At 74.3% G+C, this 15250-nt stretch carries 16 protein-coding genes; 11 read left to right on the forward strand and 5 right to left on the reverse strand.

Annotation, left to right across the window (positions count from 1 at the left end):
* Nucleotides 1-52 precede the first annotated feature (52 nt).
* Nucleotides 53-1273, forward strand: coding sequence for a Gfo/Idh/MocA family oxidoreductase (locus AB0C78_RS11495; RefSeq protein ID WP_360745375.1), 1221 nt, complete (start codon nucleotides 53-55; stop codon nucleotides 1271-1273).
* 193 nt (nucleotides 1274-1466) lie between these two features.
* Nucleotides 1467-1985 (forward strand): hypothetical protein, encoded by a 519-nt coding sequence (locus AB0C78_RS11500; RefSeq protein WP_360745378.1) that lies wholly within the window; start codon nucleotides 1467-1469, stop codon nucleotides 1983-1985.
* Between the two features lie 30 nt (nucleotides 1986-2015).
* Here the strand turns inward: AB0C78_RS11500 and AB0C78_RS11505 are convergent, their stop codons facing one another.
* From AB0C78_RS11505 to AB0C78_RS11515, 3 genes are all read right to left on the reverse strand, one after another.
* Nucleotides 2016-2558, reverse strand: coding sequence for a Pycsar system effector family protein (locus AB0C78_RS11505; protein ID WP_360745381.1), 543 nt, complete (start codon nucleotides 2556-2558; stop codon nucleotides 2016-2018).
* Between the two features lie 111 nt (nucleotides 2559-2669).
* Entirely contained in the window at nucleotides 2670-3395 is a 726-nt protein-coding gene (locus AB0C78_RS11510; protein ID WP_360745385.1) for a hypothetical protein, read from the reverse strand.
* On the reverse strand, nucleotides 3392-3691 hold the full coding sequence (locus AB0C78_RS11515; RefSeq protein WP_151546294.1) for a helix-turn-helix transcriptional regulator: 300 nt from the start codon (nucleotides 3689-3691) through the stop codon (nucleotides 3392-3394). Before AB0C78_RS11515 ends, AB0C78_RS11510 begins: the two co-directional genes overlap by 4 nt.
* Nucleotides 3692-3758: 67 nt before the next feature.
* On the opposite strand from AB0C78_RS11515, the gene AB0C78_RS11520 reads away from it, so the two are divergent.
* The 3 genes from AB0C78_RS11520 to AB0C78_RS11530 are packed head-to-tail and all read left to right on the forward strand — an operon-like array spanning nucleotide 3759 to nucleotide 6374.
* The gene (locus AB0C78_RS11520) at nucleotides 3759-4682 is read left to right on the forward strand and encodes a hypothetical protein (RefSeq protein WP_360745388.1); all 924 of its coding nucleotides are present in this window, start codon (nucleotides 3759-3761) and stop codon (nucleotides 4680-4682) included.
* A complete protein-coding gene (locus AB0C78_RS11525) occupies nucleotides 4670-5590 on the forward strand; it encodes an ATP-binding cassette domain-containing protein (RefSeq protein ID WP_360745391.1) in 921 nt (306 codons plus the stop codon). Before AB0C78_RS11520 ends, AB0C78_RS11525 begins: the two co-directional genes overlap by 13 nt.
* Nucleotides 5577-6374, forward strand: a complete 798-nt coding sequence (locus tag AB0C78_RS11530; RefSeq protein ID WP_360745394.1) for an ABC transporter permease subunit — start codon at nucleotides 5577-5579, stop codon at nucleotides 6372-6374. Before AB0C78_RS11525 ends, AB0C78_RS11530 begins: the two co-directional genes overlap by 14 nt.
* Here AB0C78_RS11530 and AB0C78_RS11535 read toward each other — a convergent pair.
* Together AB0C78_RS11535 and AB0C78_RS11540 are read right to left on the reverse strand one after the other, a co-directional pair.
* A complete protein-coding gene (locus tag AB0C78_RS11535) occupies nucleotides 6371-7132 on the reverse strand; it encodes an NAD(P)H-binding protein (RefSeq protein ID WP_360745396.1) in 762 nt (253 codons plus the stop codon). The genes AB0C78_RS11530 and AB0C78_RS11535 overlap by 4 nt on opposite strands.
* 134 nt (nucleotides 7133-7266) lie before the next feature.
* Nucleotides 7267-7809 (reverse strand): hypothetical protein, encoded by a 543-nt coding sequence (locus AB0C78_RS11540; RefSeq protein WP_360745399.1) that lies wholly within the window; start codon nucleotides 7807-7809, stop codon nucleotides 7267-7269.
* A gap of 99 nt (nucleotides 7810-7908) precedes the next feature.
* Between AB0C78_RS11540 and AB0C78_RS11545 the strand changes: the two genes are divergently transcribed.
* The 6 genes from AB0C78_RS11545 to AB0C78_RS11570 all read left to right on the forward strand — a co-directional run bounded on the left by AB0C78_RS11545 (nucleotide 7909) and on the right by AB0C78_RS11570 (nucleotide 15243).
* Nucleotides 7909-8592, forward strand: a complete 684-nt coding sequence (locus AB0C78_RS11545; RefSeq protein WP_151546289.1) for a response regulator transcription factor — start codon at nucleotides 7909-7911, stop codon at nucleotides 8590-8592.
* Nucleotides 8589-9875: a HAMP domain-containing sensor histidine kinase gene (locus AB0C78_RS11550; RefSeq protein ID WP_360745403.1), complete on the forward strand. Its 1287-nt coding sequence runs from the start codon at nucleotides 8589-8591 to the stop codon at nucleotides 9873-9875. Before AB0C78_RS11545 ends, AB0C78_RS11550 begins: the two co-directional genes overlap by 4 nt.
* Nucleotides 9876-9964: 89 nt before the next feature.
* Complete coding sequence (locus AB0C78_RS11555) at nucleotides 9965-11113, forward strand: hypothetical protein (RefSeq protein WP_360745406.1); 1149 nt, start codon at nucleotides 9965-9967, stop codon at nucleotides 11111-11113.
* 13 nt (nucleotides 11114-11126) lie between these two features.
* A complete protein-coding gene (locus AB0C78_RS11560) occupies nucleotides 11127-11939 on the forward strand; it encodes a hypothetical protein (protein ID WP_360745409.1) in 813 nt (270 codons plus the stop codon).
* Nucleotides 11936-13414: an NADH-ubiquinone oxidoreductase-F iron-sulfur binding region domain-containing protein gene (locus AB0C78_RS11565; RefSeq protein WP_360745412.1), complete on the forward strand. Its 1479-nt coding sequence runs from the start codon at nucleotides 11936-11938 to the stop codon at nucleotides 13412-13414. The genes AB0C78_RS11560 and AB0C78_RS11565 overlap by 4 nt, the downstream gene beginning before the upstream one ends.
* A gap of 155 nt (nucleotides 13415-13569) precedes the next feature.
* On the forward strand, nucleotides 13570-15243 hold the full coding sequence (locus tag AB0C78_RS11570) for a catalase (RefSeq protein WP_360745415.1): 1674 nt from the start codon (nucleotides 13570-13572) through the stop codon (nucleotides 15241-15243).
* Nucleotides 15244-15250 lie beyond the last annotated feature (7 nt).

The following is a 15250-nucleotide window of genomic DNA, read 5'->3' on the forward strand; positions in this document are numbered from 1 at the left end:
GTCGCCCCGGGCCGGTACCGGCCCGGGGCTCCGGCCCGCAGTGAGGAGCACCATGACCGACGACCTGCGTCTCGGCGTGATCGGAGCCGGCGGGCAGCGCGGCGTGCTCGCCGCCGCCGCCCATCGCCCCGGCCGGGGATCGCGCATCACCGCCGTATGCGACACCGACCTCGCCCGGCTGCCGGAAAGCGCCCGGCGGCTCGGCGCGGACGACGCCGCCCTCGTCACCGACCACCGCCGTCTCCTGGAACGCGACGACGTCGACGCCGTGCTCATCGCCACCCCCGACGACACGCACGCCGCGATCGCCGTCGACGCCCTGCACGCGGGCAAGGCCGTCTACCTGGAGAAACCCCTCGCCATCACCATCGACGACTGCGACGAGGTGCTCCGCGTCGCCGCGAAGACCGGGACGCGCCTGTACCTCGGCCACAACATGCGGCACATGGGCGTCGTCCGGCTGATGCGCGACATCATCCGGCGCGGCGACATCGGCGAACCGAAGACGGTGTGGGTGCGGCACTTCGTGGGACGCGGCGGCCAGTACTACTTCAAGGACTGGCACGCAGAACGCCGCCGCACGACCGGGCTGCTGGTGCAGAAGGCCGCCCACGACATCGACGTCGTCCACTGGCTGGCGGGCGGATACACCGAGCGCGTGAACGCCCTCGGCGACCTCATGGTCTACGGCTCGCTGCCACGCCGCCCCGCCGGTGAGCCACCCTCCGAAGGCTGGCTCACCGCTTCGCCCTGGCCGCCAGCCTCCTCCACCGGTTTCCATCACCACATCGATGTCGAAGACGTCTCCGTCATGAACATGCGATTGGACAACGGCGTCATCGCCGCCTACCAGCAATGCCATTTCAGCCCCGACTACTGGCGCAACTACACCGTCATCGGCACTCACGGACGTCTGGAGAACTTCGGCGACGAGGAGGGCGCCGTCGTCAAGGTGTGGAACAGCCGCCAGTCCGGCTATCGGCACGACCCCGACATCACCTACACCGTCCCATCGGCCACGGGAGATCACGGCGGAGCCGACGGCGCCGTCATCGAGGAGTTCCTCCGCTTCGCCCGCGACGGCGGCCCCACCGACACCTCACCCGTCGCCGCCCGAATGAGCGTCGCCACCGCCTACCTGGCAACCCTCTCCCTACGCGAGAACGGCACCCCCCACACCGTCCCCCACCTGGACCCCGACCTGACCGCCTACTTCACCAACCACCAAACCCCACCCCCTAGCAGCAGCCAAAGCGCGCCAATGCGCGGATAGGAAAGGATTTCTTGGAGGGGCGAACTTTTGTGGGCTTACGGACATCCTGATGCGCGTGGTGGGCCACTGGTTCGGGGGAAAGCGGGTCGGATTGATCACGTGGTGGGGGGGCAACTTCGCGGGGGCGGGGCCGCATCTCATCCGGCACAGCGCGACCACGAAGGTGGCGCACCGAGAACGGGAGCGGCGACCCATGCGGAAGATCGTGATCAGCGGAGTGGCGGCGGCACTGGCGCTCGGCCTGACGGCCTGCGGCGGCAACGGCGACGGCAGGACCGCGGCGGCGCCCTCCTCGCCCGGCGGGTCCGCGCCGGCGCCGAGCGAGAGCTCCACGCCGGACGGGACGGCCACGCCGAGCGGGCCGTCCACGCCGGGCGGCACGTCCAGCCCGCAGGGCTCGGGCGGTCAGGGCGCCCCCGTCGTCCGGCACACCCCGCCCGCGCCGCAGGGCGGCCAGCAGATCACCACCAAGTGGGGACGGCTGCGCTACCTGGCGCCGGGCAAGTTCCTCGTCGGCAACGTCGCCTTCTTCACCGCCGACGACACCGTCCTGTACGTCGCCGGCGGCACCTGCCCCGACGGCTCCCCCACCCCGCCCGACGTCATGAAGTGCTCGCTCGACGGGTTCGACCAGTGGGTGCAGGCCGCGCCGCACAACGCGAGCGTCCGCTTCTCCGGCCAGGCCGCCGTCCGCATCACCGAGACCCAGTAGCCCGGCGGGGGCACGCGGTACGGCGTGGGGTCAGGAGAGGAGGAGGGGGATCCAGACGCCCACGTTGCCGAGGATCACGGTGATCATGGAGTACTGCAGGAACGAGTGCTTGCGCCAGACGATCTTCGAGAGGGCGATCAGCTGGGTGCTGAGGACGAGGCGGTTGCGCCGGCCGACACCGTGTTCGAGGGCGGCGACGAGCTCGGCCGGGTCCCAGCGGCGCAGGTGGCCGAAGTAGACGTAGTTGCGCCGCCAGTTCCTGCGCGCCTCCATGCGGTTGAGCTGGGGGAAGACGGCGGCTCCGGCCAGCACGATGGCGCCGACCAGCAGGGCGACGCCGATGCCGAAGGCCCAGGTCTCCAGGCCGGACAGGTGCCGCAGCCGCTTTCCCGACTGCGCGAAGACGACGATCATGCCGAGGATCGCCGTCTCCAGGGTGAGGACGACGGAGGCCTTGGCGTCGACCTTCGCGGTCCAGTCGTGCAGGGCCTGGTGGACGCGCCAGGCGTAGGTCTCGAAGGTCTCGTCACCGGGCTCGGACTGCCGGCCGGAATGGTTCGAGGTCTGCGTCATCGTCCCCCCACTGGTCGCCGGCTCCTTCTTTTTGGACGACGTGGGGCGAACCGTGAGATCCGGTGGAACGGGAGTATGTCTCGCGGGTAACGGGATGCGCTGTGCGTGCGGCTAAAGGCGGAGGGCGCCTTTGGCGAGGTCGTGGGCGGTGAGGAGGGTGGTGAGGGCGAGGGCCGCCAGGGCGGGGGTGGCGGTGATGGTCGCGGTTTGTGCTGCGGCGGCGGCCAGGCCGGTGCCAGTGAGGGCCAGGGCGGCGGTCAGGCGGCGGGTGGAGGGGAGCGCGGCGGTGCGGGCGGCGCGGGCGATGAGGGTGCAGAGGCGGTAGGCGGTGAAGACGAGCGTGGCCCAGTAGTAGGCGAACAGGGCGGCGGCCACGGGCGCGGGCGGGTGTTGCAGGGTGCCGGTCCTGGCGATGAGGAGCATGGCCAGGACGGCCAGGGCGGGGGCCGTCAGGGTGCGGACGGTCTCCAGGGCCAAGCGGCGGAGCACTGACCAGTGGAGAGGCGGGAGCGGGGCGGCGAGGGCGGCGCCGAGCAGGACCGGGACGAGCCACACGCTGGTCGCGGGGTGGTTCGTGTCGGCGGTCAGGGCGGCCGACGGCGAGACGGCGCGCAGCAGCAGGGTCGACAGGGCGAGGACCGCGAAGAGGGCGACGGCGACGGTGCGGCGCGTCTGGCCGGTGCGGGGTTCGGGCCAGTCGGTGGGGTGGAGCCAGAGGCGGGCGGCGCCGGCGAGGGTGTCGGGCCAGGCGCGGAGGCCGGCGTCGCGGAGCGCGTCGTCGATCTCGGTGCCCCACCGTTCGCGGACGGCCGGCGGGTAGAGCGCGGAGGCCTTCATGCCGGGCCCAGGGCGCGGAGGCCGGCCTGGGAGACGCGGGCCATCTGCTCCAGTTCGGCGCGGAGGGTCGCGCGGCCGGCGTCGGTGATGCGCATGGTGCGGTGCCGTCCCTCGGACGCGTCGTCCGAAGGGCGGATCAGCTCGCGGGCCTCGAGGCGGGACAGCGCGCCGTAGAGGCTGCCGGGGCCGAGCTTGCGGCCGGTGAGCTCCTCGATGGCGGTGTTGATGGCGTAGCCGTGCAGGGGGCCCTCGGCGAGGACGGTCAGGACGAGCATCTGGGCGTCGTTGCTGTGCACGTCCCCGAGTGTAGTACGAGACGCGATGCTACTTGCCACGTAGTACGAGGCGCGTACTATGGCGGCCATGGAACGGACGCAACGGCCGCGCGCCGTGCTGGCGGGCCTCGCCCTGGCCTGCCTGTTCGAGGCGCTGACGGTCGTCGAGACGCAGGACAAGGGCGTCCGGGCGGCGAGCCCGTGGCAGGACGACCCCTACGACGTGGCCGTGTCGCTGGCGCAGTTCGCGGTGCCGATGCTCGCCGCGGTGATCGCGCTGCGGCTGCTCGCGTGGCGGGAGCCGGGCGGGCCGGACCGGGAGCGCCAGACGGTCCGGGCGGCGGGGGCGATGACCGCGCTGGTCGGGCTGACGCTGGCGTTCGAGTGGGCCGCCGCCGGCGTGGTGCGGCGGTCGTGGACCGGGTGGACGTGGGTCCTGGTCGGCGGGCTGGCCGTGACCTCGATGTGCGCGGTGGCCGTGGCGGTGATGCTGGCGCGGTGCCGGGGGACGCGGGGCCGGTGGCGGCATGACTGGCTCGGGGACGTCCTGCTGGTCGCGGCCCGGACGCCCGTGGTGCGGCGATGGGCCGTGCCGGAGGCCGCGGACTGGGTGCGGCGGCACGCGCTGGGCGTGTTCGCGCTGGCCAGCGGCCTCGCCGCGGGAGGGATCGTCGGCGCGATGGCCGTCGGCGAACGCTGGACGGATCCGGGGCTCATCGCCTGGGCGCTCGCCGTCGAGTTCACGTCCAACCTGGCGTTCTGCCTGATCGGCAACGCGGTCGCCGGGTTCGTCGCGCGGCCGGAACGGCCGTGGACGCGGCGGGCCGGCGAGGCGTCGGCCGTGGCGGGGTGCGTCGCGGTCCAGCTCGCGGTGGCGTTCCGCGACGCGCTCTGGCCCGGGACGGTGACGTCGGTGTTGGACCTGGCCGTCCTCACGCTCGGCGCCGGGGCGGCCGTCGCGGCCGTCGCCGGGGTCCTGCTCATGGCGAAGGGGAGGCAATGGCAGCGGTGATCAGTGCAAGCGGGCTGTCGAAGCGGTACGGGCGGCGGCAGGCCGTCGGCGGGCTCGGCTTCGCGGTCGGGTCCGGGCAGGTCTGCGCGCTGCTCGGGCCGAACGGGGCGGGGAAGACCTCGACGATCCGGATGCTGGTCGGGCTGTCCCGGCCGGACGAGGGGACTGCGCGGATCCTCGGCGAGCCGGTCGGGCTCGGGGCTCCGGTGCTGCGGCGGGTCGGGGTGCTCATCGACGGTCCGGCGTTCGTCCCGCACCTGTCCGGGATGGCGAACCTGAGGCTGCTGTGGACGGCGACCGGCCGGGCGTGGCCGCCGCCCGCGCTGGACGACGCGCTCGACCTGGCAGGCCTCGGCGCGGCGGCGGACCGGAAGGTCAAGGGCTACTCGATGGGGATGAAGCAGCGGCTGATGCTGGCGCAGGCGCTGATGCGCGCGCCCGACGTGCTGATCCTCGACGAGCCGGCGAACGGCCTGGACCCGGCGGAAGTGCGGGCGCTGCGGGAGCGGCTCGGGGAGCTGGCGCGGGACGGGGCGGCGGTGCTGGTGTCGAGCCATCAGCTGGCGGAGGTGCAGCAGCTCGCGACGCATGCCGTGGTGATGAACCGGGGGCGGCTCGTCGCGTCGGGCCCGCTGGACGAGCTGCTCGGCGGCGGGGACGCCTTCCGCGTCGAGGTGGACGACACCGGGCGGGCGGCGGCCGTGCTGCGGGAGGCGCGGAGCGTCGCGTCGGTCGCGGTGCGCGACGGCCGTCTCGTCGTGACCGCGCCCGGGACGCCCCCGGCGGAACTCGTGGAGGCGCTGGTCACCGCGGGTGTCGGCGTCATGTCGGTGACCCGGGCCGACCGGTCGCTGGAAGAGGCGTTCCTGACCATGACCGAAGGGGAGGGCGAGCATGCTCCGCGTTGAACTGAGGACGCAGCTGCTGCGGATCCGCACGCTCGTCGCCCTGGCGTGCCTGGCCGCCGTGCCGGTCATCGCCGGGCTCGCGACCGCGTCGCACGCCGGGCACCGCAACGGACGCCAGGGCGGGCTGTTCGGCGCGTCGTCGTTCTCCGCGCTCAACCACGCGATGGCGAGCCTGGAGTTCATCGGCCCGCTGCTGCTGCCGGTCGTGGTGGCGCTGCTCGCGAGCGCGATCGGCTCGTCGGACCGGGACTGGGGGACGCTGCGGTACCTGTACGTCGCGCCGGTCGGCCGGGCGCGGCTGCTGGCGGGCAAGCTCGGCGCCGTCGCGGTCGTCACCGCCGCCGCGACCCTGTTCGTGCTGGTCGGCGGCGTCGGCGTTGGGCTGGCGCTGTTCGGCTGGCATCCGTTCCACATCATCGGCGCGCCCGATCTGTCCACCGGGGACGCGATCGGGCGCGTGGGCGCGGCGTCCGGCTACACGCTGCTGTGCATGCTGAGCATCGCCGGGATCGCGTTCGCGCTCGGTCTGCTGCTGCCGCGCGGCGCGGAGGCGCTCGGCGCGTCCGTCGGGTTCGTGGTCGCGGCGAGCATCCTGAACGGGTCGCCGGTGCTGCGCGCCGTCCAAGCGGTCCTGCCGGTGCACTACTGGCAGGACTGGACGCACCTGTTCGACGCCGGCGAGACGGCCCGCCTCGGCACCGGGATCGTCTGCCAGCTCGCCACGACCGTCGTCTCCGCCGGGGCGTCCGTGCTGATCCTGCTGCGGCGCGACCCGGCGGCCTAGCGGACATGCGCCGCGACGAAGTCCTCCCACGTCAGGGTGCCCTTGTCGGCACCGTCCAGCGAGAGGTTCGCGGCGTCGCGGTAGGCGCGGCCCGCCTTGCCCGGCACGCGGACGGGCATCATCAGCCGGTGCTTGCCCGCCGCGTCGAGGTAGCCGCGGACGAGCTCGTCGATCCGGTACACCTTCGGGCCGGCCAGGTCGGGCACGCGTCCGGCGGGCTCGCCGAGGGCCAGCTCCACCAGGCGCGCGGCGACGTCGCGCGAGTCGACCGGCTGGAAGCGGATGCCGCCCGGCGCCGGGACGACCGGCAGCTTCGCCATCTTCCGCGCCATGGTGAACACCAGGTCGTGGAACTGGGCGGCGCGCAGGATCGTCCACGGCACGCCCGACTCCATCAGCGCCTCCTCGGCGCGCAGCTGCGTGCGCAGGTAGCCGATCGGGACGCGGTCCGCGCCGATCACCGAGATCAGCACGAAATGCCGGACGCCCGCGCGGGCGGCGGCGCGGGCGAGGTTCCGGGTCGCCACGTCGTCGCCCTTCGCGCCGCCCGCGAGGTGCAGGACGGTTTCGACGCCGTCCACCGCCGCGTCGACGCCCTCGTTCTTGAGCAGGTCACCGGTCACGTACTGAACGCCGGGGGCGTCCTCGTGCGGGCGGCGGCTGAGCACCCGGACGTCGCGTCCGGCGTCCCGCAGCAGGGGCAGGACATGCCCGCCGAGAGTGCCGGTACCGCCGGTGAGCAGGATCTGCGCGCCCATGTCGTCCTCCTAGGCCGTTCTCATTGCGATCGACCACCTAGACGGAAGGGACCGCAGGGAACGTGACATGCCGCGCAGGGTGACCTGGGTCATGGAAGGGCGGGAGCGCAGGGGCTAGCGAGTCGGGGGCCTCGCTAGCCCCTGCTGGGGAAATGGCGGTGGGGGTACCGGTAATGGCGATCGTCGCGGCGGTCCACGCTGACGGCGGCGGTCGGGCGGTCCGCGCGGCAGGTGACGGTCATCGTGACGAACCGGCTGGACGACTGGAACCGGACGAAGACGGCCCCGGGGGGCGTGCGGTTGCTGTCGCCGACGCTGAAGTTCTGCGCGGGCGTCCAGGAGACGAGGAACGCGGCGCCGCCGTCGCAGCGGGCGACGATGTCGCCGGCCTCGGAGGCCAGGTTGGTGATGGCGGTGGTGACCTGGCGGGTGACGGTGACGGTCGGCGCGGGCCGGGGCCTGTCGCGCGGCGGCGACGGCGAGGACGGCGCGGGCGACGGTTCCGGCGGCGTGGGCGGGACGGCGAGCGCGGCGTCGACCTCGTCCGGCGTCATCGGCTTGACGCCGCGTTCGGTGATGCCGGTGCCGACGGCGGAGATCGCGGCCATCCCGGCGCCGACTCCGAGCACGGCGGCCGCCGACCACACCGTGGCGGCGAGCGCGCTGTGCTTGGACATGCGCGAACTGTCCCACATCGATGACTAAGGTTCGGTTAAGCCGCCCTTAAGGCGTCTATAGGGCCTTTATCGGCCGCTTTCCCGGTCTAGCGTGGCGCCGTGGCGCAACTGTTGCTGGTGGAAGACGACGCCGAGGTGCGCAGCAGGCTCGTCCGCGCGCTGGGCGAGCGCGGGCACGCGGTCGCGTCGGCGCCCACGGGCATGGACGGCATCCGGCGGGCGGTGAGCGCCCGGCCGGACCTGGTGATCCTCGATCTCGGGCTGCCCGACCTGGACGGCGGCGAGGTGCTGCGGATGCTGCGCGCGGTCAGCTCCGTCCCGGTGATCGTGGCGACGGCCCGCGACGACGAGCGGGAGATCGAGCGGATCCTGAACGCGGGCGCGGACGACTACCTGGTGAAGCCGTTCGGGGCGGGCCAGCTGGACGCGCGGGTCCGGGCGGTGCTGCGCCGGGCGGAGGACCCGGGCGCGGCGGCCCGGGAGGTGCGGGTGGGCGGGCTGCGGATGAACGCGGCGGCGCGGGAGGCGGCGCTCGACGGGCGGCCGCTGGAGCTGTCGCCGAAGGAGTTCGACCTGCTGTTCTACCTGGCGTCGCGGCCGGGGCAGGTGGTGTCGAAGCGGGAGCTGCTCACCGAGGTGTGGCACGTGCCGCTCGGCGGGGCGAACAAGACGATCGACGTGCACGTGGCGTGGCTGCGGCGCAAGCTCGGCGAGTCGGCGTCGCGGCCGCGGTACCTGCGGTCGGTGCGCGGCTCCGGCATCAAGATCGTCGATCCGTCGTGAGGCGGCACATCACGCTGCTGGTGGCGTCGACGGTGGTGCTGGTGCTGGTGGCGTTCCTCGTCCCGCTGTCGCTGCTGGTGCGGGACGTGGCGCGGACGCGGACGCTCGCGGCGGCGAACGTGCGGGCGCAGGCGCTGGCGCCGGTGGTGGCGGCGGGCGACCGGGCGACGGTCGAGGTGGCGCTGCAGCAGACGGCGTCGAGCGGCTATCCGATGACGGTGCTGTGGCCGGACGGCCGGTTCAGCGGCGCGCCCGCCGGCCGGGACGCGGGGGTGCGGCTGGCGGAGCGGGGCCGGAGCCTGACCGTGGACACGCCGGGCGGCCGGGAGATCCTCGTGGCGGTGCTCGGCGGCCGCGGCGGGACGGCGGTGATCCGCGCGTTCGTCACCGACCGGCAGATGTTCGCGGGCGTCGGCCGCGCGTGGGCGATCCTGGCGGGGCTCGCGGCGGGCCTGCTGGCGGTGAGCGTGCTGGTCGCGGACCGGCTGGCGCGGTCGCTGGTGCGGCGGATCACGAAGCTGGCGGCGCTGGCGAAGGGCATCTCCACCGGCGACCTGGAGGCGCGCATCGAGCCGGGCGGCCCGCCTGAGATCCGCGACGTGACGGTCGGGCTGAACGAGCTGGCGGGCCAGATCGACGCGCTGCTGTCGCGGGAGCGGGAGCAGGCCGCGGACCTGTCGCACCGGCTCCGCACGCCGCTGACGGTGCTGCGGCTGGAGGCGGAGACGCTGCGGGACCCGGCGGAGGCGGGCCGGATCGGCGAGCAGGTCGACGTGCTTGAGCGGACCGTCACCGAACTGATCAACACGACGCGGCGGCCGGTGCGCGCGGAGGCGCCGTGCACCGACGCGACGGCGGTCGTGGCGGAGCGGGTGCGGTTCTGGTCGGTGCTCGCCGACGAGCAGGACCGCAAGATGGACATGCGGATCCCGTCCGGTCCGCTGCTGGTCCGTGTGCGCGCGGAGGACCTGTCGGCGTGCCTGGACGCGCTGCTGGGGAACGTCTTCGCGCACACCCCGGAGGGCGGCGCCATGGGCGTGGCACTGGAGGCGCGCAGCGGCGCGGTGTACCTGACGGTGGACGACGCTGGCCCCGGGTTCGGCGGGCGGCATCTGCTGCGACGCGGCGTCAGCACCGCCTCGTCGACGGGCCTCGGGCTCGACATCGTGCGGCGGACGGCGGAGGCGAGCCACGGCAGCCTCCAGCTCGGCGAATCCCCGGCCGGGGGCGCGCGGGTGATGGTCCGTTTCGGCGTTCCACCGCGCGACGGCGCCCCGTCCTGACGTCGCGCGGCCTCGGCCATTACGCGCCTTAGCCGACTCTTAACCCGTCCGAAGCGCCGCCTTATCGGGTGAGCCGCGACTCTGGCGGCGTGATGTCCCCTCCGCGGTCCGGCGGCGGATCCGTCCTGCCGCTGGCGAACCGCATCGTGCGGCTGGGCGGCGCCGGCGCGGGCGCCGTCCTGCTCGTGCTGTGCGCGGTGGTCGCGCAGGCGACGCGCGCGCCGGCGGGCCGTCCGGCGGCGGCCCCCGCGCCGGCGTCCGAGCGGACCCGCCCGGCGCACGCCTCGCGGGGCTCCAAGCCCGCCACCACCACCGCGAAGACGGCGCCGCTGGTCCGGACGGTGCGCACCGCCGTGCTCCGCCAGCGCTCGACGATCGCGCGCCGCGAGTTCGGCGGGCGCGCGCCGGAGGCGCCGACCGTGCTGCTGTCCCGGGCGGACGCCGCGAAGGGCTGGGCGTTCGGCTCGTCGGTGATCGCGCCGCCCGCCGGGGTGGCCGCGCCGCCGGACGCGTCGCTGTTCATCGCCCGGCACGTCAAGACCGGCTGGCAGGTGTCGGTGACCGGCGCGCCGACCTTCGCGGCGTTCGCGAAGAGCGCGCCGTCCGACGTCGTGCCGGACGGCGAACGCGCGCTCCTCGCCCGCTACGGGAAGGCCGCCGTGAGCGGGGCGGCCACCGGGCTGGAGCTGCCCTGGGGCGTCGGCAAGTCGTGGACGATGCGGCCCGCCGGCGACCCGAGGGCGATCGCGTTCGCGGGTGGGGACGGCCGGGTCCTCGCGCCCGGGCCCGGCCGTCTCTACCGGCTGTGCAGCCGGACGTCCGGGCACGCGATGCTGCTGCTCATCCACCCGAACGGGCTCGCCTCGACGTTCTCCCGGCTGACGGCCCTGACCGCGGTGAAGGACGGCGGCGCGGTCCGGACGGGCGCCTACCTCGGGACGACCGGGCGCGGCCTGCCGTGCTCGACCGGACAGGCCGCCGGGCCCGCGTCCGTGGTGTTCGGGGTGCTGTCGGGCGGGCGGCCCGCGGCGCTCAACGGGTTACAGGTCGGCGGCTGGACGCTCCAGGTCGCGGCGTCCGGGCGGGCCGTCGCGGCGACGCGGGCCGGCGTCCGCGTCCAGGAGGGCGACCCGCTGCTCAACCTCGGCTCCGGCGCGGTCCCCGTCCCGTCGCCGTCGCCGACCGCCACCGCGTCGCCGCAGGCGTCGCCGGCGTCCTCGCCGGCGACGGCGTCGTGACGGGGAGGCGCGCGTGAACACGACCTCGTCGCCGCCCGTCCGGGTCCCGGCGGGCCGCCGCGCCCTCAAGATCACGCTGATGGCGGCGGGGCTCGCCGCCGCGGCGGTCGTCGGCCGGACGGCGGGCGCCGCGCACCTGCTCACCGCCGCGCACGCCTTCCTCGAGTTCTTCTCCGGCGTGTTCACGCTGGTCGGGCTGACGGGCGCGGTCGTGTTCGGGCTGCTCGCGGCGAGCCGCTTCACGCCGATCCGGCTGCGGATCCTCGCCCAGTCCGGGCACCGCGCCGCCGCCACGCTCTCGCTCAGCTTCCTCGCCGTCCACATCGTGCTGAAGGTGCTGGAGAAGCACGCCACCGCGCTCGACGCGGTGCTCCCCGCCGCCGGGTTCCAGGGCCACGGGCTGATGGTGAGCCTCGGGCCTGTCGCCGGAGACCTGATGATCCTCGCCGCGCTCACCGGCGTCGCCCGCGGCCGGTTCATCGGCGCCGGACGCGCCTGGACATGGCGGCTGCTGCACCTCGCCGTCTACGTGTGCTGGCCCGTCGCGCTCGTCCACGGACTCCAGGCCGGGCGCGCCGCCAAGAGCTGGGTGATCTACAGCTACCTGCTGTGCGCGGCGGCGGTCGTCCTGCTGGTGCTGGTGCGGCTGGCGATCGCGTCCCGGCACCGCCGCACGACGGGGCCGCGGCCGGTCCGTCCCGCCGCCGCCGCGCCGCGCCCCCCGGCCCGGCGGCCCGCGCCCGCCGCCGAGGCCCGCGTCCCCGACGAGCAGTTCTGGGCGGACCTCAAGGACGAGGCGCGCCGCTGGTCGAGGAGCCGCCCGTGAGCAGGGGATTCCGCCTCACCACCGTCGGGCCGCCGCGCCTGTTCGCCGGTCTCGACCGGACGTCCCGGCTGGACGCGGCGGCGCACCGGCTCGTCCACCCCGTCCCGCGCGGGCTGCCGTTCCGCGAGCTCGCCGCGCTCGCCGAGGCCGCCGACCTGCGCGGACGCGGCGGCGCCGCGTTCCCGTTCGCGCGCAAGCTCGCCGCCGTGCACCGGTCGGCGCAGCGCACCGGACGCGACTGCGTCGTCCTCGTCAACGCCACCGAAGGCGAGCCCGCCAGCTCCAAGGACAAGGCGCTCCTCGCGCACGTGCCGCACCTCGTGCTGAACGGCGCCGTCCTCGCCGTGAAGGCGCTCGGCGCGCGCGAACTGGTCATCGGCGTCACCGACGACGGCCTCGCCGCGCGGTCGCTGCGGCTCGCGATCGCCGAGACAAGGCTCCGCGACCGCGCCCGCGTCGTCCAGCTCCCCGAGCGGTTCATCACCGGGGAGGGCGGCGCGCTCGTCCGCGGCGTCAACGGCGAGACGCCGATCCCGCCCGGCCAGAAGGTCCGCGCCGCCGACAGCGGCGTCGACCGGCTCCCGACCCTGCTGTCCAACGCGGAGACGTTCGCGCAGCTCGCCGTGCTCGCCGAGCTCGGCGCCGACCGGTACCGCGCCGCCGGCACGCCCCGCGAACCCGGGACCGTCCTGCTCACCGTCACCCTCCCCGACGGAGGGCACATGGTCGTCGAGACCCCCGCCGGCGTGCCGCTCGCCGACGTGCTCCGGCACTGCGGCACCGACGCCGGGCAGGGCGTCATCGTCGGCGGCTACCACGGCGCGTGCCTCACCCCCGCGCAGGCCGCGCAGGTCAGGGTGTCGCGCGAGTCGATGGCGGCGGCCGGCGGCGCGCTCGGCGCGGGGATCGTCATCCCGCTGCCCCGCGACACCTGCCCTCTCGGCGAGATCGCCCGCGTCGCCGGGTACATGGGCGCCGAGTCCGCCGGGCAGTGCGGCCCCTGCCGGCTCGGCCTGCCCGCGATCGCCCGGTCCGTCGCCGCGCTCGCCGCCGGGACCGCCGGGGACGAGGCCGTCGCCGCCGTCCGCCGCGGCAGCGCCACCGTCCGCGGCCGCGGCGCCTGCAAGCACCCCGACGGGACGACCCGGTTCCTGCTGTCCGCGCTGCGCGCCTTCGACCAGGACGTCGCCGCGCACCTCGACCGGGGCGGCTGCGGCCGGCCCACCCGCCGCTTCCTGCCCGTGCACGGCGAGGAGCCGGAGGAGGCCGAGCGGTCCCCGCACCGGCTCGCGATCGACTGGTCCCGCTGCGCCGGGCACGGCCTCTGCCGCCACCTGCTGCCCGACCTCGTCCGGCTCGACGAGTTCGGCTACCCCGTCATCACCGACGGCGCCGTCCCCGCGCGGCTGCTGCGCGACGCCGTCCAGGCCGCCGAGATGTGCCCCGCGCTCGCGCTGTCCGTCCGGAGCGCCTGACCCGGGCACGGTCGGAACCCCGGCACGGCCGGAACCCGCTGGTCATGAGGGCTTTACCGGGGCCGGACCTTCCGGGGCTCGGCTTGCGGGTAGTGCCATCCCGCCGACCGGCCACGAGCAGAACGAGCACGAGCAGAACGAGGGGGAGAGCCGGCGTGACCGACGTTGCGAGCTTGGGTTCCGAGCCGGGGGACGAGCGCCCGGTCCTGACGAACCGCCAGGGCCATCCGGTCTACGACAACCAGAACCAGCGGACGGTCGGGGCGCGCGGTCCCGCCACCCTGGAGAACTACCAGTTCCTCGAGAAGATCAGCCATTTCGACCGGGAACGCGTCCCCGAACGGGTCGTGCACGCGCGCGGCGCCACCGCGTTCGGCCACTTCGAGGCGTACGGCAAATGGGGCGACGAGCCGATCTCCCGGTACACGCGGGCGAAGCTGTTCCAGGAGGCGGGCAGGCGGACGCCGGTCGCGCTGCGGTTCTCCACCGTCATCGGCGGCCGGGACTCCGCCGAGACCGCCCGCGACCCCCGCGGGTTCGCGATCAAGTTCTACACCGAGGACGGCAACTGGGACCTCGTCGGCAACAACCTCGCGGTGTTCTTCATCCGGGACGCCATCAAGTTCCCCGACGTCATCCACGCCCTCAAGCCCGACCCGGTGACGTTCCGGCAGGAGCCGAACCGGATCTTCGACTTCATGTCGCAGACGCCCGAGGCGATGCACATGCTCGTCAACGTGTTCAGCCCGCGCGGCATCCCCGCCGACTACCGGCACCAGCAGGGCTTCGGCGTGAACACCTACAAGTGGGTGAACCACGCCGGGGACACCGTCCTGGTCAAGTACCACTGGATCCCGAAGCAGGGCGTCCGCAGCATGACGGCCGCGGACGCCGCGGCCGTGCAGGCGGACGACCTCGGCCACGCCACCAAGGACCTGCAGGACGCCATCGACCGCGGCGACTTCCCCGAGTGGGAGCTGGTCGTACAGATGATGAGCGACGACGACCATCCCGAGCTGGACTTCGACCCGCTCGACGACACGAAGGTGTGGCCGGAGAACGACTTCCCGCCGAAGCCCGTCGGCCGGATCGTCCTGGACCGGAACGTCGCGAACAACTTCGCGGAGAACGAGCAGATCGCGTTCGGCACGGGCGTGCTGGTCGACGGCCTCGACTTCTCCGACGACAAGATGCTCGTCGGCCGGACGTTCTCCTACAGCGACACCCAGCGGCACCGGGTCGGGCCGAACTACCTGCAGCTGCCCGTCAACCAGGCCAAGGGCACCAAGGTGCGGACCAACCAGCGCGACGGGCAGATGACCTACTACGTGGACGGCGCCGGCGAGAACCCGCACGTCAACTACGAGCCGTCCATCACCGGCGGGCTGCACGAGGCGCAGTACCCGACGCACGACGACCAGGGCCCGGAGATCCGCGGCCGGCTCACCCGCAAGCGGATCCCGCGCGCCAACGACTACGAGCAGGCCGGACAGCGCTACCTGCTGATGGAGGACTGGGAGCGCGACGACCTGGTGGACAACTTCGTCGGCCAGCTGTCGCAGTGCGTGCGGCCCGTCCAGGAGCGGATGGTGTGGCACTTCCTGCTGGTCGAGGACGACCTCGGGCTGCGCGTCGGGAAGGGCCTCGGCATCGCGCCGGAGGACGTCGCGCACCTGAAGCCGCTGAACGGCCAGGACCTCACCGACGAGGACAGGCGGCGGCTCGCCAACCTCGGCAGGAACGGGCCGCGCGACGTGAACGGCCTCAAGATGACGCACTGCGTCCCGAACCAGCGCGCCGTCCACGCCGCCGCCTCGAACGGCAGGTGACCGGCCC

The sequence above is a fragment of the Actinomadura sp. NPDC048394 genome, from assembly GCF_040651755.1.
GTDB classification, from domain to species: Bacteria; Actinomycetota; Actinomycetes; order Streptosporangiales; family Streptosporangiaceae; genus Spirillospora; species Spirillospora montaniterrae.